20 protein-coding genes are annotated in these 26,969 nt (G+C 70.3%); 15 read left to right on the forward strand and 5 right to left on the reverse strand.

The annotated features are described in order from the left end of the window. The first annotated feature begins 152 nt into the window (after positions 1–152). The 5 genes from FE633_RS31520 to FE633_RS31540 all read left to right on the forward strand — a co-directional run bounded on the left by FE633_RS31520 (position 153) and on the right by FE633_RS31540 (position 7,242). The gene (locus FE633_RS31520) at positions 153–1,412 is read left to right on the forward strand and encodes an ABC transporter substrate-binding protein (RefSeq protein ID WP_246113920.1); all 1,260 of its coding nucleotides are present in this window, start codon (positions 153–155) and stop codon (positions 1,410–1,412) included. Positions 1,413–1,423: 11 nt separating this feature from the next. After that, positions 1,424–2,476, forward strand: coding sequence for a carbohydrate ABC transporter permease (locus FE633_RS31525; protein WP_138048582.1), 1,053 nt, complete (start codon positions 1,424–1,426; stop codon positions 2,474–2,476). After that, complete coding sequence (locus FE633_RS31530) at positions 2,473–3,306, forward strand: carbohydrate ABC transporter permease (RefSeq protein ID WP_138048583.1); 834 nt, start codon at positions 2,473–2,475, stop codon at positions 3,304–3,306. Before FE633_RS31525 ends, FE633_RS31530 begins: the two co-directional genes overlap by 4 nt. Positions 3,307–3,358: 52 nt before the next feature. Then, positions 3,359–5,002, forward strand: a complete 1,644-nt coding sequence (locus tag FE633_RS31535; RefSeq protein ID WP_138048584.1) for a glycoside hydrolase family 13 protein — start codon at positions 3,359–3,361, stop codon at positions 5,000–5,002. 89 nt (positions 5,003–5,091) lie between these two features. Next, positions 5,092–7,242 (forward strand): amylo-alpha-1,6-glucosidase, encoded by a 2,151-nt coding sequence (locus FE633_RS31540; protein ID WP_138048585.1) that lies wholly within the window; start codon positions 5,092–5,094, stop codon positions 7,240–7,242. A 38-nt stretch (positions 7,243–7,280) separates the two neighbouring features. Here the strand turns inward: FE633_RS31540 and FE633_RS31545 are convergent, their stop codons facing one another. Continuing rightward, positions 7,281–8,300 carry a LacI family DNA-binding transcriptional regulator gene (locus FE633_RS31545; RefSeq protein WP_138048586.1) on the reverse strand — a complete coding sequence of 340 codons (1,020 nt, stop codon included), beginning with the start codon at positions 8,298–8,300 and terminating at the stop codon, positions 7,281–7,283. A gap of 183 nt (positions 8,301–8,483) precedes the next feature. On the opposite strand from FE633_RS31545, the gene FE633_RS31550 reads away from it, so the two are divergent. Further along, positions 8,484–9,263 (forward strand): fumarylacetoacetate hydrolase family protein, encoded by a 780-nt coding sequence (locus tag FE633_RS31550; protein ID WP_138048587.1) that lies wholly within the window; start codon positions 8,484–8,486, stop codon positions 9,261–9,263. 211 nt (positions 9,264–9,474) lie between these two features. Here the strand turns inward: FE633_RS31550 and FE633_RS31555 are convergent, their stop codons facing one another. Further along, a complete protein-coding gene (locus FE633_RS31555; protein WP_138048588.1) occupies positions 9,475–10,746 on the reverse strand; it encodes an MFS transporter in 1,272 nt (423 codons plus the stop codon). 727 nt (positions 10,747–11,473) lie between these two features. Between FE633_RS31555 and FE633_RS31560 the strand changes: the two genes are divergently transcribed. Genes FE633_RS31560 through FE633_RS31570 form a run of 3 tightly spaced genes read left to right on the forward strand, consistent with a single transcriptional unit; the run spans position 11,474 to position 14,159 of the window. Further along, entirely contained in the window at positions 11,474–12,481 is a 1,008-nt protein-coding gene (locus tag FE633_RS31560; RefSeq protein WP_138048589.1) for a C-terminal binding protein, read from the forward strand. After that, positions 12,478–13,587 (forward strand): phosphotransferase family protein, encoded by a 1,110-nt coding sequence (locus tag FE633_RS31565; RefSeq protein WP_246113921.1) that lies wholly within the window; start codon positions 12,478–12,480, stop codon positions 13,585–13,587. Before FE633_RS31560 ends, FE633_RS31565 begins: the two co-directional genes overlap by 4 nt. Before the next feature lie 35 nt (positions 13,588–13,622). Beyond that, positions 13,623–14,159, forward strand: coding sequence for a cupin domain-containing protein (locus FE633_RS31570; protein ID WP_138048590.1), 537 nt, complete (start codon positions 13,623–13,625; stop codon positions 14,157–14,159). Positions 14,160–14,201: 42 nt separating this feature from the next. Here the strand turns inward: FE633_RS31570 and FE633_RS31575 are convergent, their stop codons facing one another. Continuing rightward, the gene (locus FE633_RS31575) at positions 14,202–15,857 is read right to left on the reverse strand and encodes a PucR family transcriptional regulator (protein ID WP_138048606.1); all 1,656 of its coding nucleotides are present in this window, start codon (positions 15,855–15,857) and stop codon (positions 14,202–14,204) included. A gap of 343 nt (positions 15,858–16,200) precedes the next feature. On the opposite strand from FE633_RS31575, the gene FE633_RS31580 reads away from it, so the two are divergent. From FE633_RS31580 to FE633_RS31590, 3 genes are read left to right on the forward strand one after another with little or no spacing between them, the layout of a single operon-like run. After that, positions 16,201–17,469, forward strand: a complete 1,269-nt coding sequence (locus FE633_RS31580; protein WP_138048591.1) for an aspartate aminotransferase family protein — start codon at positions 16,201–16,203, stop codon at positions 17,467–17,469. Next, positions 17,466–20,357 (forward strand): FAD-binding and (Fe-S)-binding domain-containing protein, encoded by a 2,892-nt coding sequence (locus FE633_RS31585; protein ID WP_138048592.1) that lies wholly within the window; start codon positions 17,466–17,468, stop codon positions 20,355–20,357. Before FE633_RS31580 ends, FE633_RS31585 begins: the two co-directional genes overlap by 4 nt. Continuing rightward, a complete protein-coding gene (locus FE633_RS31590) occupies positions 20,354–21,793 on the forward strand; it encodes an NAD-dependent succinate-semialdehyde dehydrogenase (protein ID WP_138048593.1) in 1,440 nt (479 codons plus the stop codon). Before FE633_RS31585 ends, FE633_RS31590 begins: the two co-directional genes overlap by 4 nt. A gap of 323 nt (positions 21,794–22,116) precedes the next feature. Here the strand turns inward: FE633_RS31590 and FE633_RS31595 are convergent, their stop codons facing one another. Both FE633_RS31595 and FE633_RS31600 read right to left on the reverse strand, forming a co-directional pair. Then, the gene (locus tag FE633_RS31595; protein WP_138048594.1) at positions 22,117–22,860 is read right to left on the reverse strand and encodes an IclR family transcriptional regulator; all 744 of its coding nucleotides are present in this window, start codon (positions 22,858–22,860) and stop codon (positions 22,117–22,119) included. 257 nt (positions 22,861–23,117) lie between these two features. Continuing rightward, the gene (locus tag FE633_RS31600) at positions 23,118–23,864 is read right to left on the reverse strand and encodes an IclR family transcriptional regulator (RefSeq protein ID WP_138048607.1); all 747 of its coding nucleotides are present in this window, start codon (positions 23,862–23,864) and stop codon (positions 23,118–23,120) included. 284 nt (positions 23,865–24,148) lie between these two features. Between FE633_RS31600 and solA the strand changes: the two genes are divergently transcribed. From solA to FE633_RS31615, 3 genes are all read left to right on the forward strand, one after another. Then, the gene (solA, locus tag FE633_RS31605; RefSeq protein ID WP_138048595.1) at positions 24,149–25,288 is read left to right on the forward strand and encodes an N-methyl-L-tryptophan oxidase; all 1,140 of its coding nucleotides are present in this window, start codon (positions 24,149–24,151) and stop codon (positions 25,286–25,288) included. 2 nt (positions 25,289–25,290) lie between these two features. Then, on the forward strand, positions 25,291–26,352 hold the full coding sequence (locus tag FE633_RS31610; protein ID WP_246113922.1) for a M14 family metallopeptidase: 1,062 nt from the start codon (positions 25,291–25,293) through the stop codon (positions 26,350–26,352). Positions 26,353–26,442: 90 nt separating this feature from the next. Beyond that, positions 26,443–26,969: extracellular solute-binding protein (locus FE633_RS31615; protein WP_138048597.1), on the forward strand; the 527-nt coding region annotated here is incomplete at its 3' end.

The following is a 26,969-nucleotide window of genomic DNA, read 5'->3' on the forward strand; positions in this document are numbered from 1 at the left end:
ATAACGCGCAGTGGCAACGCGGTCTCACAACGGACCATCCCAGAGTCATCCCGGCAGCGACTCCCTCACAGGGGGCCAGCCGTGACTTCGGTTCCGCACAACCAGGAGAGACAGTGAAGACCAGGATCACCAGAGCGTTTCAGTGTTCGGCCGTGTTTGCTGCCGCCGGGCTCCTCCTCTCCGCCTGCGGCTCGTCCGGCGACGACGGTTCCGGGCAGACCGGGGCGACGTCGTTCGAGGGCCGCGGCCCGATCACGTTCGTGGCCGGCAAGGACACCACTGGCACCCTCCAGCCGTTGCTCGACCGCTGGAACAAGCTGCACCCCAAGGAGAAGGTCACCTTCATCCAACTGCCGACGGACGCGGACGCGCAGCGCCAGCAGATGATCCAGAACGCGGAGACGAAGTCCGACGCCTACACGGTGCTCTACCTCGACGTCGTGTGGACCTCGGAGTTCGCCGCCCACCGGTGGATCGACCAGCTGCCCGAGAAGCAGTTCCCGCTGGACAAGATGCTGAAGCCGGTGGTGGAGACGGCGAAGTACCGCGACGGCCTGTACGCGGCCCCGTCTACTTCGGACGGCGGAATGCTGTACTACCGCACCGACCTGCTGAAGAAGGCCGGCATCACCCAACCCCCGGCCACCTGGGCGGAGATGAAGTCCGCCTGCGCCAAGGTGAAGAAGCTGCCCGAGGCCAAGGGCATGTCGTGCTACGCCGGGCAGTTCCAGAAGTACGAGGGCCTGACGGTGAACTTCTCCGAGGCCGTGAACTCCGCGGGCGGCACCGTCACCGACGCGAACGGCAAGCCGGACGTCGACACGGCAGAGGCGAAGAAGGGCCTGGACTTCCTCGTCGACTCCGTCAAGGACGGGACGATCCCCAAGGAGGGCATCACCTACCAGGAGGAGGACAGCCGCCAGGCGTTCCAGTCCGGCAAGCTGGTCTTCCTGCGCAACTGGCCGTACGTGTACTCCCTGGCCGGCAAGAGTGAGATAGCGGGGAAGTACGCGGTCGCGCCGCTGCCCGGACTGAACGGGCCCGGCTCCTCCAGCCTGGGCGGCCACAATCTGGCCCTGTCGTCCTTCGCCAAGAACAAGGCCACGGCTGTGGACTTCATGAAGTTCTACACCAGCGAGGAGAGCGCGAACTACTTCCTCAAGGAGGCCGCTCTCGCCCCGCCGTACGCCGCCCTGTACGACGACCAGGCGCTGGTCAAGCGGTACCCGTACCTGCCGGTACTCAAGGAGTCCATCCTGCGCGCGGTGCCGCGCCCGCGGGTGGTGCAGTACGGCGACGTGACCGCGGCGATCCAGCAGGAGGCGTACGCCGCCCTGAACGGCAGCAAGAGCAGTGCGCAGGCGCTGAAGGACCTGCAGAAGGACCTGCTGCAGAAGTCCGCGGCGCAGTGAGGAGCGGGGCCATGGCCGACACCAAGACCCCAGCCGGAACGGCCGTTCACCCCGCCGTCGGCAGCAGCTCCGGGCCGTTGAACCGCCGACGCACGCGAAAGCAGGTCCGCGCGACCGCGGGCTCGGGCCGGATGGCGGCACTGCTGGTGTCCCCGACGCTGCTGGTGCTGACGATCGTCGTGCTCTACCCGACCCTCATGGCGTTGAACGAGTCGCTGTACGGGACCAAGGGCCTGGACCCGAAGACCGGCTTCATCAGCGCCACCGAACCGTTCGTCGGGCTGCGCAACTACGCCGACATCCTCGGCCAGGCCGGAGAACGGTTCTGGAACGCCTTCTGGAACACCACCTTCTTCACGGTCGTCACGGTCGCCCTCGAGACACTGATCGGCGTGGCGATGGCCCTGATCATGCACAAGGCGTTCCGGGGCCGCGGCCTGGTCCGGGCCGGGATCCTGGTGCCCTGGGCGGTGCCCACGGCCATCTCCGGCCTGCTGTGGCGGTGGATCTTCAACAGCGACGGCATCGCCAACGCCCTCATCGGCCACCAAGTCCTGTGGACCACCGAGGGCTTCCACGCCAAAGTCGCGGTCATCGTCGCCGAGGTGTGGAAGACCGCTCCCTTCATCGGGCTGCTGGTCCTGGCCGGACTGCAGGTGATCCCGAAGGAGGTCTACGAGGCGGCCCGCATCGACGGAGCGAGCGCACCGCGCCAGTTCTGGCACATCACCCTGCCCCTGGTGAAGCCCGCGCTGCTGGTGGCGATGCTGTTCCGCTGCATGGACGCGCTGCGGATGTTCGACCTGCCCTACATCCTCATCGGCGCGCAGAAGCACTCGGTGGAGACCCTGTCGATGCTCGCGCAGAACGAGGCGTCCAACGTCCGCTTCGGACCGGCCTCCGCTTACTCGGTGCTCCTCTTTCTCTACGTCTTCCTCATCGCGCTGGCCTTCGTACGGCTGCTCGGCGCCGACCTGATCGGTGACGTCGGCGCGGACACACGTAAACGGAAGGGCAGGCGGCTGCGGATCCCGGCACCGCGCCGTAGGGAGGTGACGGCATGACCCTCACAGCGAAGTGGCGCAACGGCCTGCTGTACGCGGGTGTCTTCGCGGTGGTCGCCTACTGCCTGGCCCCGTTCTACTGGATGCTGGTCTCCAGCCTGCGCCGCACCTCGGACATCTTCGACACCTCGTTGTTGCCCTCTTCGGTGTCGTTCGAGAACTACCGTGCGGTGTTCGACCCGGCGCAGGGGTTCGGGCGCGCGCTGCTCAACAGCCTGACCGTGGCCGGCATCACCACCGTCCTGGCGCTGCTGCTGGCCACGTTCACCGCTTATGCCATGGCCCGGCTGGAGTTCCGGTTCAAGCGGCTGATCCTGACCCTCATCATCGCGACCTCGATGTTCCCGGTGGTGTCGATCGTGGTCCCGCTGCTGAAGCTGTTCACGGACATCTCCTGGATCAATACCTACCAGGCCATGATCGTGCCGAGCATGTCCTTCGCACTGCCGCTGGCGGTGTGGAACCTGACCACGTTCTTCCGGCAGATGCCGGACGAACTGGAGCACGCCGCCATGGTCGACGGCTGCACCCGCGGCCAGGCGTTCCGCAAGGTCATCATCCCGCTCGCGGCGCCGGGCATCTTCACCACGGCGATCATCACCTTCATCGCGGCCTGGAACGAGTTCCTCATCGCCCTGTCGATGACCAACAAGCCCGCCATGCAGACCGCACCGGTCGCCATCTCGAAGTTCACCGGCGCCACGACGTACGAGACCCCGTTCGGCAGCCAGATGGCCGCAGGCGTCCTCGTCACGATCCCGCTGGTGGTCATGGTGCTGCTCTTCCAGCGCCGCATCGTCGCCGGACTCACCGCCGGCGCGGCGAAGTAGACCCGGGCGCCCCGCCGCCCTCCCCCCAACCTGCAAGGAGTACCCCACCCACATGTCCCCCACCGCAGCACCGTGGTGGCGCAGCGCCGTCATCTACCAGGTCTACATCCGCAGCTTCGCCGACGGCAACGGCGACGGCGTCGGCGACATCGCGGGCATCCGATCCCGCCTGGCGTACCTCAAGGCGCTTGGTATCGACGCCATTTGGATCAACCCCTGGTACAAGTCGCCGATGGCGGACCACGGTTACGACGTCGCCGACTTCCGTGCCATCGACCCACTGTTCGGAACCGTGGCCGAGGCCGAGCAGCTCATCGAGGAAGCCCACCGGCACGGGCTCCGTGTCATCCCCGACATCGTGCCCAACCACACCTCCGACCAGCACGCCTGGTTCCAGGCGGCACTGGCCGCCGGCCCCGGCAGCCCGGAACGCGAACGCTATGTCTTCCGACCCGGGCGCGGCCCCGACGGCGCCGAACCTCCCAACGACTGGGTCTCCGCCTTCGGCGGACCCGCCTGGACCCGGCTGCCCGACGGTGAGTGGTACCTCCACCTGTTCGCCCCCGAGCAGCCGGACCTCAACTGGGAACACCCCGAGGTGCGCGCGGAGTTCGAGTCGATCCTGCGCTTCTGGTTCAGCCGTGGCGTGGACGGCTTCCGCATCGACGTCGCCCACGGACTGGTCAAGCACCCGGAGCTCCCCGACCTGCCGCCCCGCCGGGACTCGGACGGCGGGCAGCCGTGGCAGCACGTGGACCACCCGCACTGGGACCGCGACGAGGTCCACGACATCTTCCGAGCCTGGCGCAAGGTGGCCGACGAGTTCCCCGGTGACCGGTGCTTCGTCGCCGAAGCGTGGGCGGACACCCCCGAGCGGCTCGCCGCCTACGTCCGCCGGGACGGCCTGCACACCGCGTTCAACTTCGACTTCCTCATGTCCACTTGGGACCCCAAGGACCTGCGAACGGTCATCGACAACTCGCTCTCCATGCTCGGCGCGGTCGGCGCGCCGGCCACCTGGGTACTGTCCAACCACGACGTCATGCGCCACACCAGCCGCTACGCCCGCAAGACCGTCAAACGATGGGTGTCCAACGAGCGCTACCAGCCCGAAGGCCCCTTCGATCTGGAACTCGGCACCCGCCGCGCCCGCGCCGCAGCCCTGTTGATGCTCGCCCTCCCCGGCGGCGCCTACGTCTACCAGGGCGAGGAACTCGGCCTGCCCGAAGTCGAGGACCTCCCCGAGAACGTCCTCCAGGACCCCATCTGGGAACGCTCCGGCCACACCGACCGAGGCCGCGACGGCTGCCGCGTCCCCCTGCCTTGGTCCGGGCAGACCGCACCCTTCGGCTTCAGTCCCGCGGATGCCTCTGCCGCACCCTGGCTGCCGCAGCCCGCGAACTGGAACGAACGCACTGTGGAGGCACAGTCCGGCGACGAGACATCGATGTTGGAGCTGTACCGCACCGCCCTCCGTCTACGCCGTGACAACCCCGCCCTCGGCGACGGCACCATGACCTGGATCGACGCCCCGGCAGGAGTCCTCGCCTTCCGCCGCGAACCCGGCTTCGTGTGCGTGGTCAACCTCTCGAATGAGGCGTACCGGCTGCCCGACCACACGTCGATCCTGCTGGCCGGCGGCCCTGTCGAGGACGGTCTGCTGGAACCCGACCAGGCGGCCTGGCTCAGGGCATAGCGGCTCGCGCCAGGCATGACGGCCCCTCAATTCACCAGGGTGCCAGTGACCTTGGACGATCCCATACCAACACGAGAGGCTCCCCTCTTTTGGACCACACCACCAAGTCCCAGGCCTTCGACGCCCCAGTCGCAGCCCCCGGTCCAGTCGCGCAGAGCCTGCAGCCCTTTGTGCACGACGCCGTCATCTCGCTGTGCGCACCGAGCTTCGTGGTCTCACACCCGGATGGGCAGCTTGACGGTGGTGCGGACGGCTTCTACCACGGTGACGTCAGGGCGCTGTCCCGGCTGACGGTGGCCGTCGAGGGAAGTGCCCTCGCGCCGCTCTCGGGCGGGCCGGAGGGTGCCGATCAGGCAGGCTTCCGGGCGGTCCTTCGAGGGCTGGGCGAGGTGACGGCGGATCCGGTGGTCGCCCTGTGCCGGCGTCGTACCGTCGTCTCCGGCCGTCTGGAGGAGCTCTTCGAGTTCAGTAACCACGGCACGCTGCACGTCCGCTTCCGGCTCACGGTGCGAGCGTCCACCGACCTCGCGCCGATGGAGCGGGTGAAGTCCGGCCACGTCCTGGACGACGTACCGGCCGAGGCGGAGGAGGACGCGGGCGCGCTGGTCTGGTCTCGCGGCGGGTTCGCGGTTCGCCTGCTCAGCACCCCGGCGCCGGATGAGCTGGACCCGGCAGCCGGGCGGCTGTCGTACGAGATCGAACTGGCACCCGGCCAGTCGTGGAGCGCGCTCCTGTCCGGCACGGCCGCGCACGACGACGGCGACCCGTTCCCGGCCGCGCCCGCGGACCGGGTGCCCTGGCGTACTCCCGTACTGCGCAGTGCGGACCGGCGGTTCGACCGGTGGCTGGCACAGTCGGTCGCGGACCTGGACCGGCTGCGCCTGACGGACCCGCTCTCCGACGGCAACGCGGCAGCACGTGCCGACCAGTTCCTGGCTGCCGGCGCCCCCTGGTACCTGACTCTCTTCGGCCGCGACGCTATCTGGGCCGCCCGCATGCTGCTGCCGCTGGGCACGGACCTGGCCGCGGGCACCCTGCGCACGCTCGCCCGACGCCAGGGGAGGATCGCCGACCCGGCCACCGAGGAGCAACCGGGCAAGATGCTGCACGAAGTACGGCGCACCACCCACGAATTCACCGGCACGGCGCTGGTCACCGACGCGCTCGTGCTGCCGCCGGTCTACTACGGGACAGTGGACGCCACCCCCCTGTGGATCACCCTGCTGCACGACGCATGGCGCTGGGGCCTGCCCGCCGAGGAGGTCGAACAACTGCTGCCGCACGCCGAGTCGGCGCTTTCATGGATGCGAGACCACGCCGAAGCGGGCGGCGACGGCCTCCTCAGGTACATCGATCAGACCGGCCGGGGCCTGTCCAACCAGGGCTGGAAGGACTCCGACGACGCCATCCGCCACCGCGACGGCCGCCTCGCCGCCCCACCGATCGCGCTGTGTGAGGTGCAGGCGTACGCCTACGAGGCGGCGCGGGGCGGGGCGGCACTGCTACGGGCCTTCGGCCGCCCCGGAGCCGACGCGTGGGAGGAATGGGCCGAACGGCTGGCCGACCGCTTCCGGAAACGGTTCTGGGTGGAGGACGCAGGAGGCCCCTACCCGGCGGTCGCCCTGGATCGCGACGGGCGGCCGGTGGACTCGGTGACCTCCGGCTTCGGCCACCTCCTCGGCACGGGGATGCTGAACCGTGAGGAGAGCGCCCTGCTGGCGGCCCGCCTCACCGCCGCAGACCTCGACTCAGGCCACGGGCTGCGCACCCTGAGCAGTGAGTCGGCGGGCTTCAACCCGTACGGCTACCACACCGGTTCGATCTGGCCCCACGACACGGCGATCGCCGTCCACGGCCTGGTCCGGGCTGGTTTCCCCCTGGCGGCGGCCCCGCTGGCGGCGGGCCTGCTCACCGCCTCCGCCGGCTTCGACGCCCGCCTGCCCGAACTGTTCGCGGGCCATGGCAGCACAGTGGGCGCGCAGCCCGCGCCCTACCCCGCTTCCTGTCGGCCGCAGGCGTGGTCTGCGGCCGCGTCGGTCCTCGTGCTTCGATCCGCCCTAGGCCTCGAGTCGGACGTACCCGGCGGCACCGTCACGGTCGCCCCCACCTTCGCGCACGAGTACGGCCCGTTCACGGTGACGGGACTCCAGGTCGCCGGACACCCGCTCGAGATCACGGTCGCCGCGGACGGCACCACGAGCGCGGTGGCGCCGGAAGGACTGACGGTGGTCAGGGGATGACGCGATGTCTCGGCGCCCCCCGCGGGACGGCCCACCGCTCAGGCCTGACGGCCGCCGGGCGGTGCCGTGCTGCCGCGCACGACCAGCGATCCGGGGGAGACGGAGGTGTACGGGCCGTCGTTGCTCGGCTTCGTGGTGAGCCGGCGCATCAGCCACAGCGCGCACCCCGTGGCCATCTCCTCGATGGGCAGGCCGACCGTGGTGAGTCCAGGGCCCCACCAGGAGAACCCCGGCTCGTCTCCGAACCCGACCACGGACAGTTCCTCGGGCACCTTCACGCCCTGCTGGGACAGCTCCTCCAGGACGCCCAGGGTGAGTTGGATCGATCCGAGTACGAGCGCGGTGGGCGCCTGCGGATCCTCCAGGAGCCGACGCACGGTCTCACGGCCGTGCGCCAAGGAGGCCGGCGGCCCCAGCTCCGCCCGTCCGGCGTCGTCGGGCAGGCCCCCCTCTTGCAGGGCGCTGCGGAAGCCCCGCAGACGCTCCGCGCCCGTGGGCAGTTCGACGGGGCCGCCCACGTAGGCGATACGGGTGTGTCCCTGCGCCACCAGGTGGGCCGTGGCCTGTCGCAGCGCCTCGTGGTCGTTCACGCCGAACCACTGGGATCCAAGTGAGGGGTGCCGACGCAGCAGTTGCAGATGCGGCACCGCGCGCAGGAGCTTGACGGAGTCGCTGTGCGGGCGCGCCGTGGGCACGATGATGATGCCGGCCACGCGGTTCGCGGACAGCTCTCGCAGATGGCGGAGTTCCACCATCCTGTCGTCGTCGGTCTCCGAGAGCATGAGCTGGTAGCCCTGAGCCTCCATGTTCTTGGACAGCTCGTGCGCGATGGTCGAGTAGAAGCTGTTGCGGATGTCCGGGATCACCAGCGCGACCACGTTGCTCGACGCTCCGCGCATCATCCGTGCCGCGCGATTGGCGACGTACCCCATCTCGGCAGCGGCCTGGCGGACCCGGAACTTGGTTTCCTCGCTGATCCGGGAGTCGTCGGCGAGTGCCCGGCCGACCGTCGAGACGGAGATCCCGAGGCGTTCGGCGATGTCCCTGGTAGTGATCACGAAGTGGGCCCCCTCGAGTGGCTGATCCGGTCCGTTACCGTCCGTGTGCCAACGATAGCATTCGCGTCGCGCTCCGTGACGGGCGGTGGGGAACGGAGGGCTGATCGCACCCACCGTGCTAACGTTAGCATTGCATGGTTGAGCCGTGCAGTCGCCTGCGGCTGCCTGAGTGCGGAGGTGTCCGTGCGGATCGTCAGATATTCCATCGGCGGTGTATGTCACTACGGAGAACTCGAAGTCGGTGACGCGAGGATTGCGCGGTTCGAGGGTGATCCCTTCACCGGGATACGCCCCACGGGCGATATCGACGCGGTGGGCGACGCGCGGATTCTGCCGCCGTTGGAGCGGCCCAGGATCTTCGGGTTCGCCTACAACTACGCGTCGCACATCGACGAGACCGATCGTGACGTTCCGGAAGTCCCTGTGGTCTTCATGAAGCCGAGCACGGCGATGGCCGGGCCGGGCGATGCCATCGTCTATCCGGCCGACGGTGAACTCATCCACTTCGAAGGCGAGTTGGTCGTCGTCATCGGAAAGGAGGCCCGCCATGTGAAGCCCTCCGAAGCCTTTGAATACATCCTTGGCTATACGTGCGGAAATGACGTCAGCGATCGCATTATCCAGCGCAAGGAAAGCAAATTCGGGGCGCTGTTGATCGGAAAGGGGCAGGATACGTTCGCCCCCATGGGGCCGGTCATCGCCACGGACCTCGACTCGTCCCGGCTCTCGCTGACCACGCGGGTGAACGGAACCGTCATGCAGTCGGCGAGCACCGCCGATCTGCTGCTCGCCGTCCCTGGCATCGTCAGTTATCTCAGCCGGCATCTCACGCTTCTGCCGGGCGACGCGATCATGACGGGCACCCCTGCCGGCGTCGGGCCGATCCGGCCCGGGGACGAGGTCGAGGTCGAGATCGAGGGCATCGGAGTCCTGCGCAACCCCGTCGTGGCCGAAGGTCGCTGAACACGCCGCCGAAGACACGCCATCGCAGAGACACCAACGGCCTTGCCGAACCCGTCAGCGGTTCGGCAAGGCCAGTGGTGTGTCACCGCTCGGCACCGCTCGGCGCCGCTCGTTGCGCGAGAGCCGGTCCCGGCGGACGGGTCGGATCCGCCGGGGCCGGCTCGGTCTCCGGGGCCGCCAGGGCCCCCGGCGGATCAGGGTCGGAGAGGCCCTAGTGGACCGCGGCGTTGTTGAACTGCGAGGTGCGGACGAAGGTCAGCGCGAGGACGCCGACCAGGGGGAGCAGCGTGACCTGCAGCAGTCCCGCCTGGCTCCAGCCGAAGGAGTCGACCAGGGCGGCGAAGAGCAGACCGGAGAACGCCGCCGTCCCGTAGTAGCTGGTGACGAAGAGACCGGAGGCGCGTCCGATCTGCTCGGGGCGCACGGCCCGCTGGATCGCGCTGTTGGTGTTCGGGTAGAGGAGACCCAGGCCGAAGGCGCCCATGAGGAAGGCGAGTACGCACTGCGGACCGATCCCGGCCTGCGTCTGGTAGATGGCCAGGCCGATGGCGGAGCAGGACAGCAGGCTCACGATCAGCAGGTTGCGCTGGTTCATGTGGTCGCCGAGCCAGCCGCCGAAGATCCCCATCATGCCGCCGAAGCCGAGGACGCTCATCGCCAGTGCGGCCTGATCCGAGCTGTAGTGCAGGGAGCTGATGAGGAACGTCGGGTACAGCCCGAGGAACCCGTAGATGGCCACACCGCTGACGACCGCGTGGACGGCCAGCGCGACGGTGTTGCGGTTGTAGGGGGAGACCGGCATGTACTCGTAGGTCTTGGTCGAGACGACCGTGTCGACGGAAGTCTCGGTCAGGCCGGCTTTCACCAGGAACAGGGAGGCGGCGGCGATCAGCAGCCCGGCTGTGCCGAACAGGTAGAAGGGCGAGTGCCAGGTGCCGTGCATGCTCATGAGCTGGACACCGATCAGCGGGGCGATGAACACGCCGACGGAGTAGCCCAGGCCGATGATGCCGAAGGCGAGACCGCGCCGGTGCGCGAAGAAGGCGCCGACCGCCGCGAAGATGGCGGCGGACTGCATGCCCTCCCCGAAGCCCGAGACGACCCGGTACGCCGTCATGTCGGCGAGACCGGTCGCCAGCGGAGTGGCCATCGTGCCGAGGGAGTAGATCACGATGCTGACCAGCAGCACGGTCTTGCGGCGGAAGCGGTCCAGGAGGTAGCCCGCCGGGAGGCCCGCGATGGCCATGCCGAGGGTGAAGTTCGTGGCCAGCAGCCCGCTCTGCTCCAGGGAGAACCCGTACTCCTCACGGATGTTCGGCAGGAGGGGAGGGAAAACCTGACGGTCCATCGCATTGACCATGTAGGACAGAAGCAGCAACAGGAATCCCACTCCGACCATGGGGCGGGAAAGGGAGGGCCGGCTGCTTTCCGCCGTGTCCCGGGTGGGCACGGCGGGCGTCTCGACTTGCGCTGCGTGATTCATGGAACGGCTCCCAGAGGAAAGGGCCACGGCAGGGCGCGGCAGATCCAACGCCGTACGGGCGATGGAGAGAAACGGTGAGCTGAACACGGACTCGAGTCGGCGATCGCGATGATGTCGCCGAATGACTGGGGGCGGTGGGCAGGCGCGCGGCCGAACGCCGCGCGTGAATTCCAGCCGTATTCGCCGTCGGGGGACGTCCGTGGCTGTGGCGTCTTCGGCAGCCGGACCCTGTGTGGACACTTATCGGCCACACGGTCATGGGCTCGCAGAAACCATGGAGGGAAGTACGGGGCGCGTCAAGATGCGGGAAGCGGATTTCTTTGGCAGCCGCGTTTTCTTTGCGGTCGGATCCCTGCGGCGACCGCGATGGTGGCGCAGGTGAGAGATGGCGGGCGTCCGGCTCTTGACGTGCCGAGAGCTTCGAGTGCTATCGTTAGCACATCACGTGGCTGTGACAACTATTCCGACGCGCCCGGCATCTTGTGATCAGTACCAGGGGCGTACTGTGGCGCTCTCCGTTCCGACCACGAGTCGACGAGGGCCAGGGACACCCGACGCAAGCCCAGCGACCCTCTCCACCCCAACCACGGCGGCCGACGGCACCGACCGGGCACACCCGGTGGCCCGACGCGCCGTGGTGGGTGATCAATCCTGCTGACCGGATGTGACCCGGCGAGATGCCTGTACGTCCGCCGCGGGCCGCACGATTCTGCGAGGACGACCTGTTATGAGACCACCGAGCACGGTCACCGTGCTGCTCACCGACTACGCCTGGCCCGACGACACCGTCGAGCGATCGGTCATCGAGGAAGCGGGCCTCACTCTCGTGACCGGCCCCGCCGAGCCCGCCTCCGCCGAGGTCATCGAGGGCCTGGTCGCCGAGCACCGTCCCGCGGGGATCCTCACCTGCTGGGCGCCCGTCTCCGCCGCCGCGGTCGCGGCGTCGCCCGAGCTGCGGATCGTGGCCAGGCTCGGTGTCGGACTCGACAACATCGCCATGGACACCGCCACGGAGCGCGGCGTCTGGGTCACCAACGTGCCGGACTACTGCGTCGAGGAGGTCTCGGACCACGCCGTGGGCATGGTGCTGGCCTGGACGCGCGGGCTGGCCGTGTGCGACCGGGAGGTCCGCGCGGGCCGCTGGGACCCCGCGGGGGCCCGACTGCGCCGACTGTCGACGCTGACCTGTGGCGTCGTCGGATACGGACGGATCGGGCGCGCCACGGTCCGCAAGCTGGGCGCCTTCGGCTGCCGGATCCTGGCACACGACCCGCACCCGCCCCAGGACGTTCCGGGCGTGGAGATGGTGGGACTGGACGAGCTGCTGCGCCGCAGCGACGTGGTGATCCTCCATGTGCCGCTGACGCGGGACACGCACCATGTCGTCGGCGCGGAGCAGTTGGCACTGATGCCGCCGGGCGGTCTGCTGGTCAATGTCAGCAGGGGAGGCCTGGTGGACACCGACGCGGTCGTCAAGGCGCTGGACAGCGGGCACCTGGGCGGAGCCGCCTTCGACGTACTGGAAACCGAGCCGCACGTCCCCGCCGAACTGCTCGCCCAGCCGGGCGCGATCCTCACCCCGCATGTGGCGTTCTCCTCCGACGCGTCGGTCACGGAGTTGCGTCGCCGCGCCGCCGAGGAGGTCGTCCGGGTGCTGAGGGGCGAGGCACCGGACCACGCTCGCAACAGTCCCCGCGGCGCCGCTGCCGCTGGTGGGCCGGGGGAACGGCGATGACCTCGAACTCCGTGCCCGTACCGGCGTCTGCGCCGGCGCCGGCCTCCGTGCCCGTACCGGCCTCCGCGCCGGCGCCGGCCTCCGGGCCTGTCATGGCCTCCGCGTCCGCACCCGAGCCCGCGCTGACCGATTTCCTGCTGGCCAACAAGCTTGCCGCGCCGGACGAAGCCGCGCGCTGGACGCCGCTGGCCGGCGGCGTCTCCTCCGATCTGTGGCGGGTGGACCTGCCCGGGCGCTCCCTGTGCGTGAAGCGGGCACTGGCCAGACTGCGGGTCGCCGCCGACTGGCAGGCGCCGGTGTCGCGCAACGCCTACGAGTGGGCGTGGATGCGGTTCGCGGCCGGACACCGGCCGGACAGCGTCCCGGAACTGCTGGCCCACGACGCCGGGGCCGGCCTCTTCGCGATGGCGTACCTGCCCCCCGAGCGGTATCCGGTGTGGAAGGCGCAGCTGCTCGACGGAGAGGTGGACCTGGCGACCGCGGCGGCCGTCGGAGAAGTGCTCGGCAGTCTGCACACGGCGAGTGCCGGAGACACCGCACTCGCGGCGGAATTCGCCACCGACGACAACTTCAACGCGCTGCGCATCGAGCCGTACCTGCTGGCCACCGCCGCCGCGCACCCCGGACTGCGCGACGTTCTCCAGGACCTCGCCGACCGCACGGCCGCCACGCACCTGGCCCTGGTGCATGGCGACGTCAGCCCCAAGAACATCCTCGTCGGGCCCGCTCAGCCGGTGCTGCTGGACGCCGAATGCGCATGGTACGGAGACCCGGCCTTCGACCTGGCCTTCTGCGTCAACCATCTGCTCCTCAAGAGCCTGGTCGTGCGCGGGCGTCGCGCCGAACTCCTGGGGTGCGCCCGGGTGCTGGCCGAGGCGTACTTCCGGCGCGTCGACTGGGAGCCGCGGGCGGCGCTTCAGGCGCGGGCGGCGTCTCTGCTGCCGGCGCTGCTGCTCGCACGCGTGGACGGCAAGTCGCCGGTGGAGTACCTCACCGACGACCGGCACAAGTTGTTCGTACGCACCGTGGCGTCGGCCCTGCTTCGCGCCTTCGCCCCCACCGTGGAGGACGTACTGGACGCCTGGTGCACCGCCCTCAACAGCTGAGGATCCCGTCCGAACCCGACCGAGAGGAGCCGCACATGCGCAGAGTCGTCACCGGTCATGACGAGAACGGAAGATCGGTCGTCGTCAGCGACGGCCCCGCTCCCCGCACCAGAGAGTTCACCAGTCTGCCCGGCTGGGTGTCCTCGGTGCCCTGGGCCACCGAACCCGGCGAACCGGTCAGCCGGACCGGGGAGGACCCCACACCGAAGATCACCAGTCTCCTCCCGGGGCCCGGCGGCACACGCTTCATCGTCCTCACCATGACGCCGGACACCGCGATGGCCGACCCCGCGTTCGACCCCGTGGCCTTCGACCGCGAGCAACGAGCCGATTCGCCCGGTATCGCGGAGCTCATCGGGCCCGACGGCATGCACACCACGCCGACCGTCGACTACTGCATCGTGCTCCAGGGGGAGGTCGTCCTCGAACTCGACGACGGCCGGTGCACGCCGCTCTCGGCGGGAGACGTCGTGATCCAGAACGGCACCCGGCACGGCTGGCGCAATCGCAGCGACCGTCCGGTCACCGTGGCCTTCGTACTGATCGGAGCAGAGGTCGGGCACGGTCGCTGACGCGCGGCTGACGCGACGGCTTCGTGCGGTTTCCTCCTTTTTTCAGTGGCCTCGCAGGACGTCAAGGGCCGTGAGAGCCACGTGCAGTTCGGTGCATTGTTCGCCGGATTCGAGGTCGCACTCGAGCAGGCGCTCGATGGCTCGCAGGCGCTGGTAGACGGTCTCGCGGGACAGGCCGCCGCGGCGTGCGGCGATGGTCTTGTTGCCGGCCGCGTCCAGATAGTGGCGCAGGGTCGTCAAGAGATCGGTGCCGTGGCGGGCGTCGTGGTCGATGAGCCGGCCGAGTTGCCGTTCGGCGTAGTCCTGGATCCGGATGTCCTCGCGGAGCGCGTACAGGAGTCGGCGCAGGCCGATGTCGGACAGTTCGTGGAAGGACCTGCCCTCGGGGAGCGGCTGGCCGGGCAGGGTCGCCTCGGCCACGCGGGCCGCTTCGCGGAAGGAACGGGCCGCGTCGGAGAGGTCGGTGACGTCGGATCCGACGCTCACGACGGCTCGCGGGGCGAGGTCCAGTGCGGTGCGACTCAGCCGTTCCACCGGCGGCCGCCAGGGCTGGGCGGGGCGCAGGGCGAGCAGGATGCCGAGGCGGCCGGGTGCCAGCGCGCCGACGAGCGCGGGAACCGCTGCCGTCCGGAGTTCCCGGGACAGGAGCGTCTCCGGCTCCGCCGCGTCGTCTTCCGTTTCCGCCGGCAGCGTGACGAGGACGGCGAGGAAGCGGCTGTCCTCGGTGGGCAGGCCCAGCGCTGCGGCGCGGGCGCGGGCGTCCTCGGGGGAGCGGTGGCGCTGCTCGGCGAGGTCCCGCAGAGCGCTTCGGTGTGCGCTGCGTTCCCATGATGTGGCGTGGATGAGGCGGGCGATGGTCAGGGCCATCGCCGTTCTCTCCAGCACGGTGACGTCCTCGGGCCCGAAGGTCACGGGAGCCCCGAGATCCCCGACATCGCCGGCGGCCGCGGAACCCGATGTGCCGGGTGGGGCGGGGAGCATGGCCACGCGGCCCCACCGTTCGCCCTGGTATTCCACGGGTGCCACGAGCCAGCTCTCGGGGCCGCGCACGTCCGTGTGGTCGCAGGGCGGGGTGGCCCGGGAGCGCTGTTCCCAGCCGGTGAGGGCGTTCTCCACGGTGTTGCCGGAGGGTTCGCAGATCAGCGCCTGATGCACCAGGTTCTCCAGTACGACCGTGTGGCCGCTCATCTCCGCCGCCGCCCGCACCACTTCCTCGGGCCCCGCGCCGCGCAGCGTCAGCGCGGTGAACGCCTCGTGGATCCGCTGGGTCCGGCGCATCGCGTCCGTCTGGTTGCCGAGGATGAGGGTGTGGACGACCTGGGTGACCTCCAGGAAGTTGACGTCCTTGTGCAGGGTGACGAGCGGCAGTCCGCGGGTGCGGCAGGCTCGGACCAGGGCGTCGGGCGGGCGGTGGTAGCGCCGGACGAGTTCGATGACGAGCGCTGCCGCCCCGATGTCGGCGAGTTCGTCCACGTAGCGGCGCACGCCCGTCGCGTCCTCGGGCAGGGGCATGCCGGTGGTCAGGACGAGTTCGCCGCCCTTGAGGAAGGAGGCGGGATCCGTCAGCTCGGTGATGTGGACCCAGCGGACCGGCCGGTCGAGGCGGCTTTCGCCGGTGACGACCTGTGGCTGTCCCGCGGCCAGCACGGGAAGGACCAGGACGTCGGCCACGGTGAGCGGTTGGCCGGCCAGGCCGATCCCGGTGGTGTCCCGCGCGCCCGCGCCCGCGCCATCGCCCGTGTCTGCGTCCGTTTCCGCGGACACGGCTCGGTGGTTCTCGCTCACGGCTGCCCTCCTTGCGTGCCCGGACACTGTGACAAGGGTCGCTGACCTGCGCAAGAGCGGTCTTACGGCGGCTCCCGCGGTGCGGGATCACGCGTCATCGCCCCGCGCGGTTGACACAACGTCCGAAGGCCGTGTCCTCGCTGGACACATCATGCGGTGTCGCCGTACGTGGCCGGGGAGATGCTCGGGAAGACGGAGCAGACCGCGTACACGCAGATCACGTACATGAGGACCACTACAGCGTCGGGAGACGAACATGACCGCACTGTCGCCGCACCTTCGCCAGGCCACGCCCGTGGTGGCGGCCCGGGGCGAGGGCGTCCACCTGTACGGCGAGGACGGCCGCCGCTATCTCGACTTCACCGCCGGTATCGGCGTCACCAGCACCGGGCACTGTCACCCCAAGGTCGTGGCGGCAGCCCAGGAGCAGGTGGGCACGCTGGTGCACGGCCAGTACACGACCGTCATGCACCAGCCTTTGCGGCGCCTCGTCGAGAAGCTGGGCGAAGTGCTGCCGTCCGGACTGGACAGCCTGTTCTTCATGAACTCCGGCAGCGAGGCCGTGGAGGCGGCGTTGCGGCTCGCCCGCCAGGCCACGGGCCGCCCCAACGTGCTGGTCTGCCACGGCGGGTTCCACGGCCGCACGGTGGCCGCCGCCTCCATGACCACCTCCGGCACCCGCTTCCGGTCGGGCTTCTCCCCACTGATGAGCGGCGTGGTCGTCACCCCCTTCCCGTCGGCCTTCCGCTACGGCTGGGACGAGGACACCGCCACCCGCTTCGCCCTGAAGGAGCTCGACTACACGCTCCAGACGATCTCCTCGCCCGCCGACACGGCCGCGATCATCGTCGAGCCGGTGCTCGGCGAGGGCGGATACGTACCCGCGAACCGCGCCTTCCTGGAAGGCCTGCGCGAGCGGGCGGACCGCCACGGCTTCCTGCTGATCCTCGACGAGGTGCAGACCGGCGTGGGCCGCACCGGCCGGTTCTGGGGCCACGACCACTTCGGCGTCACCCCGGACATCCTCATCACCGCCAAGGGGCTGGCCAGCGGTTTCCCGCTCTCCGGGATCGCCGCGTCCGAGGAGCTGATGGCCAAGGCGTGGCCGGGATCGCAGGGCGGTACGTACGGAGCCAATGCCGTGGCCTGCGCGGCGGCCTGCGCCACCCTCGACGTCGTACGCGACGAGAAGCTCGTCGAGAACGCCGACGCGATGGGCAAGCGGCTGCGTCACGGCCTGGAGGCGGTGGCCGACCGGACACCGGCCATCGGCGACGTGCGGGGCCTCGGGCTGATGCTGGCCACTGAGTTCGTCACCGAGGACGGCAGCCCCGACCCCGAGACCGCCGCCCGCGTGCAGCGAGCCGCCGTCGACGAGGGACTGCTCCTGCTGCTGTGCGGCGCCTGGAACCAGGTCGTACGCATGATCCCGGCACTCGTCATCGACGAGACGGCGGTGGACGAGGGCCTCCAGGCGTGGGCGACCGCGGTGGAGGCCGGCACATCGGGAGCGGCAGGGCGATGACGGACACCACCACGGCCCTGGAGCCGCTGGTCGCGCGGCTCGCCGAGACCGCTCCCGGCCTGCGGGTGGAGACCGGCCCGGGCTCCACCGGTCCCTACGCCTACGACGCCTCCAACTACCGGGTCCCGCCGAGGGCCGTGGTGTTCCCCCGTACCGCCGACGACGTGAGCGCGGTGCTGCGGGCCTGCCGGGAGGCAGGCGTTCCCATCACCGCGCGTGGCGGCGGCACCAGCATGGCCGGCAACGCGGTGGGACCGGGTGTGGTCCTGGACTTCTCCCGGTACATGAACCGGATCCTGGACATCGACCCGGTGGCGCGCACCGCGCGTGTCGAGGCCGGGGTGATCCTGGACGCGTTGCGCGGCGCGACCGCCCTGCACGGGCTCACCTTCGGCCCCGACCCTTCCTCGCACAGCCGCTGCACCCTCGGCGGCATGATCGGCAACGACGCCTGCGGAAACCGGTCCGTGCGGCACGGGCGTACCAGTACGCACATCGAGGCGCTGGAGATCGTGACGGCCGACGGCGTGCGAGCCGTCGCCGACGGCGAGGGCCTGCGCGCGGCCGACCCGAACGACACGGACGCGGTCCGGCGTGTCGCCCGCCTCAGAGCGGACGTCCGACGTCTGATCGACGCCAACCTGGCGCCGATCCGCACCGAGCTGGGCCGCGTTCCCCGTCAGGTCTCCGGCTACCAACTGCACCACCTGCTGCCCGAACACGGCTTCGACATGGCCCGCGCTCTGGTGGGCACCGAAGGCTCCTGTGCGGTCGTCACCGCCGCGACGGTCCGCCTGGTGGCGACCGCACAGGCTTCCACGCTGCTGACGCTCGGCTACGACGACGTCGTCGACGCCGCCGAGGACGTCCCCGAGATCCTGCGCTGGAACCCCACCGCCGTGGAGGGCATGGACGAGGCCATCGTCGCCACCATGCGCGCCCGCCGCGGCCCGGACTCCGTGACCGGACTGCCCGAGGGGCGGGCCTGGCTGTACGTCGAACTCGACGGTGACGACCAGGCGGATGTCGACGCCCGTGCCGCCGAACTGCTCGACGTGCTCAAGGCCCAGGGCCGGATGACCGGCGGACGGGTCGTTCAGAGCCCTGCCCAGCGGCGTTCGCTGTGGCGGGTCCGCGAGGACGGGGCCGGGCTCGCCGCCCGTCTGGTGGACGGCGGGGAGTCGTGGCCGGGCTGGGAGGACGCGGCGGTCGCGCCCGAGAACCTGGCCGCCTACCTGCGGGACTTCCGCAAGCTGCTGGCCTCCCACGGCCTGACCGGGGTGCTGTACGGCCACTTCGGTGCGGGCTGTGTCCATGTGCGCATCGACTTCGACCTCGCCACGGATGCCGGCCGGGCCGCGACCCGCCGCTTCCTCGGCGAGGCGGCCGCGCTCGTGGTCTCGCACGGCGGCTCGCTGTCGGGCGAGCACGGGGACGGGCGGGCTCGCGGTGAGCTGCTGGAGATCATGTACAGCCACCGGATGATCCAGACGTTCGCCGCCTTCAAGGAGATCTTCGACCCCGAAGGGCTGCTCAACCCCGGCGTCATCGTGGCCCCGGCCCGACTCGACGCCGACCTCGCGCTGCACACGCCCTCCGACGTGCTGCCCGTCGAGACCCTCTTCTCCTTCCCACACGACGAGGACGGCTTCGCGGGTGCGGTACGCCGCTGCGTCGGCGTCGGCCGCTGCCGCAGCGACGCGGGCGGCGTGATGTGTCCCAGCTACCGGGCCACCGGAGAGGAGAACGACTCCACCCGGGGCCGGGCCCGGCTGCTTCAGGAGATGGTGCGGGGCGACTTCGTCCAGGACGGCTGGCGCTCGACGGAGGTGCGCGACGCCCTCGACCTGTGCCTGTCCTGCAAGGCGTGCTCCAGCGACTGCCCGGTCGGCGTCGACATGGCCACGTACAAGGCGGAGTTCCTGCACCAGCACTACAAAGGCAGGATCCGCCCCCGCTCCCACTACTCGCTGGGCTGGCTGCCGCTGACCTCGGCCCTGGCCGGATTCGCCGCCCGGCCGATCAACGCGCTGCTGCGCGGACCGGTCGGCAAGCTGCTTGCCCGGCTCGGCGGCGTGACCACGAAGCGCCGGATCCCGGCCTTCGCCTCCCGGCACGCGCTTCGCCAGGCCCTGCGCAGGGCGAGGACCGGCGAACCGGCGAAGGCCCTGCTCTTCGTCGACAGCTTCACCCGCGCCTTCCGCCCCGAGGTGGCGGGCGCCGCGAGCCGCGTGCTCGCCGACGCCGGCATCCCCTGCACGGCGGAGGACGGCCTGTGCTGCGGTCTGACCTGGGTCAGCACCGGGCAGCTGTCCACCGCCCGCCGCATCATGGCCCGTACGGTCGCCCACCTGGACCATGGCGACGACCGGCCCATCATCGTGGCCGAACCCAGCTGCGCCGCCGCCCTCAAGCGTGACGTGCCCGAACTGCTCGGCACCGCCGCCGCCCAGCGCGTCGCGGACCGCGTCCACACCCTCACCGGGGCCCTGACCGACCTGGCCGCGCCGGACTGGACCCCGCCGGAGCTGCCGGACCAGGTCGTCCTGCAGACCCACTGCCACGAGTACGCGACCTTCAAGGGCCGCCACCCTCGCGACCTGCTCGGCCGCCTCGGCGTACGGAAGGTCGACGAGGCCGAGGGCTGCTGCGGACTCGCCGGGAACTTCGGCTTCGAGGCGCAGCACTACGACACCTCGATGGCCGTCGCCGACCTGGCTCTGAAGCCACGCCTCGACGACATCGACCAGGACATGCCGACGGTCGTCGTGGCCGACGGTTTCAGCTGCGCCACCCAGATCGACCACCTCGCCGGTGACCGGGGCATCCGCGCCCTGCACCTCGCGGAGCTGCTCGACCCCGCCGATCAACCAGGAGAATCCTCATGACCGACACACCCACACAGTTGTTCATCGGCGGTGCCTGGGTGGACGCCGCGGACGGCGCCACCATGCCCGTGGACGACCCCGCGACCGGTGAGATCCTCTGCCACGTCGCCGACGCGGGCGCCAAGGACGCCCAGCGCGCCGAGGAGGCGGCCGTCCAGGCGCAGGAGGAGTGGGCCCGTACGGCGCCGCGGGTCCGTAGCGAGATCCTGCGCCGGGCGTACGAGATCATCGTCGAGCGCACCGATGAGCTGGCCCACCTGATGACGGCCGAGATGGGCAAGCCCCTGGCCGAGGCCAGGGGAGAGGTGGCGTACGCGGCCGAGTTCTTCCGCTGGTTCTCCGAGGAGGCCGTGCGTATCGAGGGCGGCCACGGCGTCCTGCCCGACGGCCGCAACCGCATGCTGCTCTCCCGCCGCCCGGTCGGCCCCTGTCTGCTGATCACCCCGTGGAACTTCCCGTTGGCCATGGGCACCCGCAAGATCGGCCCGGCGATCGCCGCCGGCTGCACGATGATCCTCAAGCCGGCCCCGCAGACCCCTCTGTCCAGCCTGGCTCTGGCCGCGATCCTCAAGGAGGCCGGGCTGCCGGACGGCGTGCTCAATGTCGTCACCACCTCCCGTGCGGGGCAGGTGTGCGAACCGCTCCTGCGCGGCGGGCGGATTCGCAAGCTCTCCTTCACCGGCTCCACCAACGTCGGACGCCTGCTGCTCGCCCAGAGCGCGGAGGCGGTCGTGCGGACCTCGATGGAGCTGGGCGGGAACGCGCCGTTCATCGTCTTGGAGGACGCCGACCTGGACAAGGCGGTCGACGGCGCGATGGTCGCCAAGATGCGCAACATGGGTGAGGCCTGCACCGCCGCCAACCGCTTCTTCGTCCACAGCTCCGTGGTGGAGGAGTTCGGGCGGCGCCTGGCCGAGCGCATGGGCGCGCTGGTCGTGGGCCCCGGCACCCGGAACGGCGTCGACGTGGGCCCGCTGATCGACAGGGTCGGACGGGCCAAGGTCGAGGAACTGGTGGCCGACGCGGTGGAGCGCGGCGCCCGGGTGCTCGTAGGCGGCCGTACGCCCGAGGGGCCGGGTTGTTTCTACCCGCCGACCGTGCTCACGGACGTCGCCTCCGACAGCCGCCTGATGGACACGGAGATCTTCGGCCCGGTCGCGGCGATCCTCACCTTCGACGACGAGGACGAGGTGATCCGCCGGGCCAACGACACCCCCTGGGGCCTCGTCGGCTACGTCTTCACCGAGGGCCTGGACCGCGCCCTGCGGGTCAGCGAGCGTCTGGAGGTCGGCATGGTCGGCCTCAACACCGGCCTCGTCTCCAACCCGGCCGCCCCCTTCGGCGGCGTCAAGCAGTCCGGGCTGGGCCGCGAGGGCGGCAGGGTCGGGATCGACGAGTTCCTGGAGTACCAGTACGTCGCGGTGCCCGTGCGATGACGGCGGCGGTCGCGCCCTGACATACGTCCCATCGCGCACCGTGGGGCCACCCGTGCCCGGCCGGCCTGTCCTCCGGCCGGGCGCGGAGGCGGCCCGCATTCGCCCAGCCGGACGGCCGCTTGCGGACATGGGGTTGGGCACGGGGCGTTCTGCACGCAGGGTGGCCGGACAGGAGCCGCCGCTGCGGGGCCCGCACCAGTCAGAGGGGGCGCGGGGCGTCGTGGGGCGCAGGGGAACGCGGTTCGGGCCGGCCCGCTGTCGTTCCCCAGTGATATGCGGCTGTCTCCTGATACGCGGCTGTCTCCGGTCCGGGGCCGTCGCCCTCAGCGCAGGTGTCGGGCGGTGATTTCCGCCGCAGTGTCGGTCACCAGTTGGCCCAGCTCGGTGAGCCGGCCGGGCTCGAAGCGGGAGTCGGGCAGGGAGACGGCCAGCGCGGCAAGCGGCACGCCGTCACCGTCCAGGACAGGTGCCGCGATGGCACAGACACCCTGGAGGTACTGGTTGTGGTTGACGGCGTATCCACGGTCTCTGACGCGCTGGAGCTCCGCGCGCAGCTCCACCGGGTCGGTGATGGTCTGAGCGCCGTAACCCTCGAGCGTGCCCGCCGCGAACTCGTCGACCTCGGACTTCGGCAGATGGGCGAGGACCGCGTGTCCGGTGGCCGTGGCGTGCAGGGGCGAGGTGTCGCCGATGGCGTGGTAAGTCCGTACGGCGTGGTCGCAGTCGACGCGGTCCACCACGACCATGCACTGCAGGGCGTCGGGTACGGAGAGGTGGATGGTCTCGTTCAGCGCGTCGCGGAGCCGGATCATGGGCTCGCGCGCGGCGGCGAACAGGCTGGAGCCCTGCAGGGCGGCGGGCCGTACGGCGAGGATGCGGGTGCCGATCTCCCAGCGGGTGGTGTCCTTGCGGTTCGCCCGCAGCCAGCCTGCCTCGTTGAGCGTGACCAGGGTCCGCTGCACGGTCGATTTGGGCAGGCCGAACAGCTTCGTCAGCTCTCCCACGGTCACGGGCTGGTGCTGGGCGACCGCCTCCAGGATGCGCAGCGACCTGGTGACGCTCTTCATTTCCACTTCCGGTGCCCCCGTCAGTCGTGTGGCTTCGTCGTGCTCACTTCTTGACTCCCTTCTGGAGCCGTCGTGGGCATGATCGTGCCGGATTCTAGCATGGTGTTCCACAATCTGGCATGCGGGCTGATGGGGCCGGTGGTGGGGCGGGTGTCGAGTGTGCGTGGCGGCCCCGAGATGCACCGAGGGCCGGCTCCCACGTCGGTGCGTGCGAGCCGGCCCTGTCGGCGCGGTGCTCTCGGGCCACCGCCTTCCGTTCAGGCGCCCACCAGGCGCCCGGTGATCTCCGCGGCCCTGTCGGCGACGAGGCGGCCCCACTCGGGCACCCGGTCCGCGTCGTACCGGGAGTCGGGCATCGAGATGGCCACTGCGGCCAGCGGTGTTCCGCCCTCGTCGAGTACGGGCGCGGCGAGAGCGCAGACGCCTGGGCGGTACTGGTTGGTGTTGATCGCGTACCCGTCGGTGCGGATGCGGTCCAGCTCGGCGCGCAGCTCGTCGGAGGTGGCGGGGGTCGTGTCGCTGAACCGCTCCAGCCCCTGCGCGATGAGTTCCTCGACGTCCTGCTTCGGGAGGTGGGCGAGGATGGCGCGCCCGACGGCGGTGGCGTGCAGTGGAGAAGTGTCGCCGATGGTGTGGAAGGTCCGTACGGCGTGGTCGCAGTCGACGCGGTCCACCACGACCATGCACTGCAGGGCGTCGGGTACGGAGAGGTGGATGGTCTCGTTCACCGCGTCCCGGAGGCGGATCATGGGCTCGCGGGCGGCGGCGAACAGGCTGGACCCCTGCAGGGCGGCGGGCCGTACGGCCAGCACCCGGGCGCCGATCTCCCAGCGGGTGGTGTCTTTGCGGTTGGCTCGCAGCCAGCCCGCCTCGGCCAGCGTGACCAGGGTGCGCTGCACGGTGGACTTCGGCAGTCCGAAGATCTTCGTCAACTCCCCGACGGTGACCGGCTGATGTTGGGCGACCGCCTCCAGAACCCGCAGCGACCTGGTGACGCTCTTCATTTCCATCCGGTTTCCCCCTGTTAATCCTCGGAATTTCTGCTGGACACCCTCTTGACTCGCCTCCGAGCCGCTGTCATTGTCTGTGCCAGATTCTAGCACAGCGTTCCACAATGCGGCACGGCCCACTGGGAGAGATCCCGGAGACATGAGCCGGAACTCCGAGACACGACGGTTGCGAGCTGTCGGCCTGACGAAGGGCCCGGCCCCCGTCTGAACAACCTCGAATCGAACAGCCTCACGTCGGGGGCTCAGCATGCGCCTCGGCGATACGAAAGGAAAGTCCTGTGTCAGCTGCCAGGAAGCGCGTCGCCGTCGTCGGCGTCGGAACGATGGGCAGCCAGGCCGCCTGGCGGCTGGCGGCCCGCGGCGCCGAGGTCGTCGGCTACGACCGGTACGCCCCCGGCCACGACCGCAGTGCCGCCGGCGGTGAGACCCGGATCTTCCGCAGCGCCCACTTCGAGGACTCCCGCTACGTCCCGCTGCTCAAGCACGCCGACGCCCTGTGGGAGCAGCTCCAGGAGGAGACCGGCCGCGAGCTGCGCCGTCTGACCGGGTGCCTGCTGATGGGGCCGACCGATCACCACCAGATGGCCACCGTCCTGCAGTCCATCGCGGAGCACGACCTCGACCACGAGGTGCTCGATGCCGAGCTTCTCGCGAAGCGCTTCCCGCAGTACCGCATCGAGGACGGCGACGCGGCCGTGCTCGACCGCCGCGCCGGTTTCATCCGCCCGGAGCTGACCATCCAGACCGCCGCCCGCCGCGCCGAGCAGCTGGGTGCCGTGATCCGCCGCTACAGCACGGTCCGCGAGATCGTCCCCGTCGCGGGCGGCGTCGAGATCCGCACCGACTCCGGCAGCGAGCGTTTCGACACCGCCGTCGTCACCCCCGGCCCCTGGGTCAACGACCTGCTGCCCGACCTGCCGTGGGAGGTGGACGTCCGCCGCCTCGTCAGCGCCTGGTACGTTCCCACCACTCCCGAGGCCTGGTTCGGTGAGGAGCGCCCGGCGTTCATCCGGACCGCGCCCACCCACTGCTACGGCCTGCCCTCCCCGGACGGCATCTCCGTCAAGCTCGGCCTGTCCCGCGCCCTGCACCAGCCCGCGGGCGACCCGAACCAGCTGGACCGGACGGTGCGGCCGGAAGAGCTGGAGGTCTTCTCCGACTTGATCGGGCGTTACATGCCCGGCCTGCACCCGGACCCGACCCGGCTGTCCGTCTACATGGAGGGCTACACCGAGAGCAGCCGCCCCCTGGTCGGCCCCCTGCCCGGCGCCGAGAACGTGATCCTGCTCGCCGGCTTCTCCGGCCATGGCTTCAAGCTCTCGCCCGCTTTCGGCAACATCGCCGCCGACCTCGCGCTGGACGGCACCTCGCCCCAGCCCATCGACTTCATCTCCACCCTGGGCCGTACGGAGGCATGACCATGAACGACGCCACCCTCTCCGTCGGCGCCCTGCACGCCGCTCCCGGCACCAAGGCGCGCGGCACCGTCCGGGCCGACCTCGGCACCCTCACCACGGACATTCCTCTGACCCTGGTCAACGGCTCCCGGCCCGGCCCTCGGGTCGTCATCACCGCAGGAGTGCACGGCGGCGAGTTCACGCCCATCGACGCCGTCGTACGACTGGCTGACACGCTGGACCCCCGCGAGGTGCACGGGCAGGTGATCATCTGCCCCGTCGCCAACCCGCCCGCGGTGTACCAGGGCCGGCTCAACGTCTCCCCGGTCGACGGCGTGAACATCAACCGCGTCTTCCCCGGCGACCCGGATGGCGGCCCCACCGAGCGGCTGGCCGCCTGGCTCTTCGCCCACCTCGTCGACGGCGCCGACGTCTACGTCGACCTGCACTGCGGCGGCATCGACCAGGTCCTGCGGGACTTCGTCGGCTACCGCCTCACCGGTGACCCGGACCTCGACAAAGCGACGGCCGAACTGGCAGGCTCCTTCGGCATCGAGGACGTCATCATCGGGCTGACGGCCGAGGGCGGCAACAGCCACGCGGCAGCCGCCCGCCGGGGCATCTCGGCGGTCCTCGTCGAGGTGGGCTCACTCGGGCAGCGTGACGAGGCCACGGCCCTCCGCCGCGTCGACGGCCTCCACACGGCACTGCGCCACCTGGGCGTCCTCGACCACGACGGCTCCGCCCAGACGCCGATCCGCACATGGGTCTGGTCCGCCGGAGTCACATCCGAGGCCACCGGCCTGTGGTACCCGGAGTTCTCCTTCGACGCCGACATCATCGGCGAAGTCGCCGAGGGCGACGTCCTGGGCCGCATCGTCGACCCGGCCGACGGCCGGGAGCACACGGTCCACGCCCCGGCCGGCGGACGGATCGTCTACGGCATGCACGGCCTCACCGTCCGCCCCGGCACCGAACTGGCCGCCCTGGCCATCCCGTGGGACCCCGACACGGCCACGCGACCCGACACCCTCCCGGTCCCCGGCCTGGGCCGCGGATCCGACGAGGCGGACCCCCGCCCCTAGACCCCACCACTAGACCCCCAACCCAGCAGCTCTTTACTCACGTTCCCCGGCCACTCCCCTTCCAAGGCCGGCAGCACCAGGAGGCACACGATGAATGATGCCCGGATCGACCGCAGACTGTTCCTGCGCGGAATAGGCGGGGTCACGGCAGGTGTCGCCGCCGCGACTGCTCTCAGCGGCTGCGGCACCGGCACCAGCCGCACCCCTTCCGGCAGCGCCAAGGCCGGCAGCAAGACGGTGGTCGTCCGTGACAGCGGCGGCTCTTACGGTGCGGCTCTGCAGAAGGCGATCTACACGCCGTTCACGCAGGAGACCGGCATCAGTGTCAAGGTGCTGAACCTGGACGACGCTCCGCTGCTGGCGCAGATCAAGCAGGGCCGGCCGCAGTGTGACCTCATCAACAACGCGATGATGTCTCACTACAAGTACGTGGCGCAGGACGCTCTGGAGGCGCTGGACCTGGACCGGGTCAAGAGCGTGAAGAGCGCGAAGATCCCGGACAACCAGATCACCGAGCACGCCGTGGGCAGCAGCTTTTACGGTCAGTGCATCGCGTACCGCACCGATGCCTTCGGCGGTAAGAAGCCGGAGTCGTGGGCGGACTTCTGGGACACCAA

The sequence above is a fragment of the Streptomyces montanus genome (assembly GCF_005786655.1).
Lineage (GTDB): Bacteria > Actinomycetota > Actinomycetes > Streptomycetales > Streptomycetaceae > Streptomyces > Streptomyces sporangiiformans.

Bases quoted from the DNA above. Each gene is read 5' to 3' on its own strand.
- FE633_RS31525 (WP_138048582.1), top strand. From the start codon at position 1,424: ATGGCCGACACCAAGACCCCAGCCGGAACGGCCGTTCACCCCGCCGTC.
- FE633_RS31530 (WP_138048583.1), top strand. From the start codon at position 2,473: ATGACCCTCACAGCGAAGTGGCGCAACGGCCTGCTGTACGCGGGTGTC.
- FE633_RS31535 (WP_138048584.1), top strand. From the start codon at position 3,359: ATGTCCCCCACCGCAGCACCGTGGTGGCGCAGCGCCGTCATCTACCAG.
- FE633_RS31555 (WP_138048588.1), bottom strand. From the start codon at position 10,746: ATGAATCACGCAGCGCAAGTCGAGACGCCCGCCGTGCCCACCCGGGAC.
- FE633_RS31560 (WP_138048589.1), top strand. From the start codon at position 11,474: ATGAGACCACCGAGCACGGTCACCGTGCTGCTCACCGACTACGCCTGG.
- FE633_RS31565 (WP_246113921.1), top strand. From the start codon at position 12,478: ATGACCTCGAACTCCGTGCCCGTACCGGCGTCTGCGCCGGCGCCGGCC.
- FE633_RS31570 (WP_138048590.1), top strand. From the start codon at position 13,623: ATGCGCAGAGTCGTCACCGGTCATGACGAGAACGGAAGATCGGTCGTC.
- FE633_RS31580 (WP_138048591.1), top strand. From the start codon at position 16,201: ATGACCGCACTGTCGCCGCACCTTCGCCAGGCCACGCCCGTGGTGGCG.
- FE633_RS31585 (WP_138048592.1), top strand. From the start codon at position 17,466: ATGACGGACACCACCACGGCCCTGGAGCCGCTGGTCGCGCGGCTCGCC.
- FE633_RS31590 (WP_138048593.1), top strand. From the start codon at position 20,354: ATGACCGACACACCCACACAGTTGTTCATCGGCGGTGCCTGGGTGGAC.
- FE633_RS31595 (WP_138048594.1), bottom strand. From the start codon at position 22,860: ATGAAGAGCGTCACCAGGTCGCTGCGCATCCTGGAGGCGGTCGCCCAG.
- FE633_RS31600 (WP_138048607.1), bottom strand. From the start codon at position 23,864: ATGAAGAGCGTCACCAGGTCGCTGCGGGTTCTGGAGGCGGTCGCCCAA.
- FE633_RS31610 (WP_246113922.1), top strand. From the start codon at position 25,291: ATGAACGACGCCACCCTCTCCGTCGGCGCCCTGCACGCCGCTCCCGGC.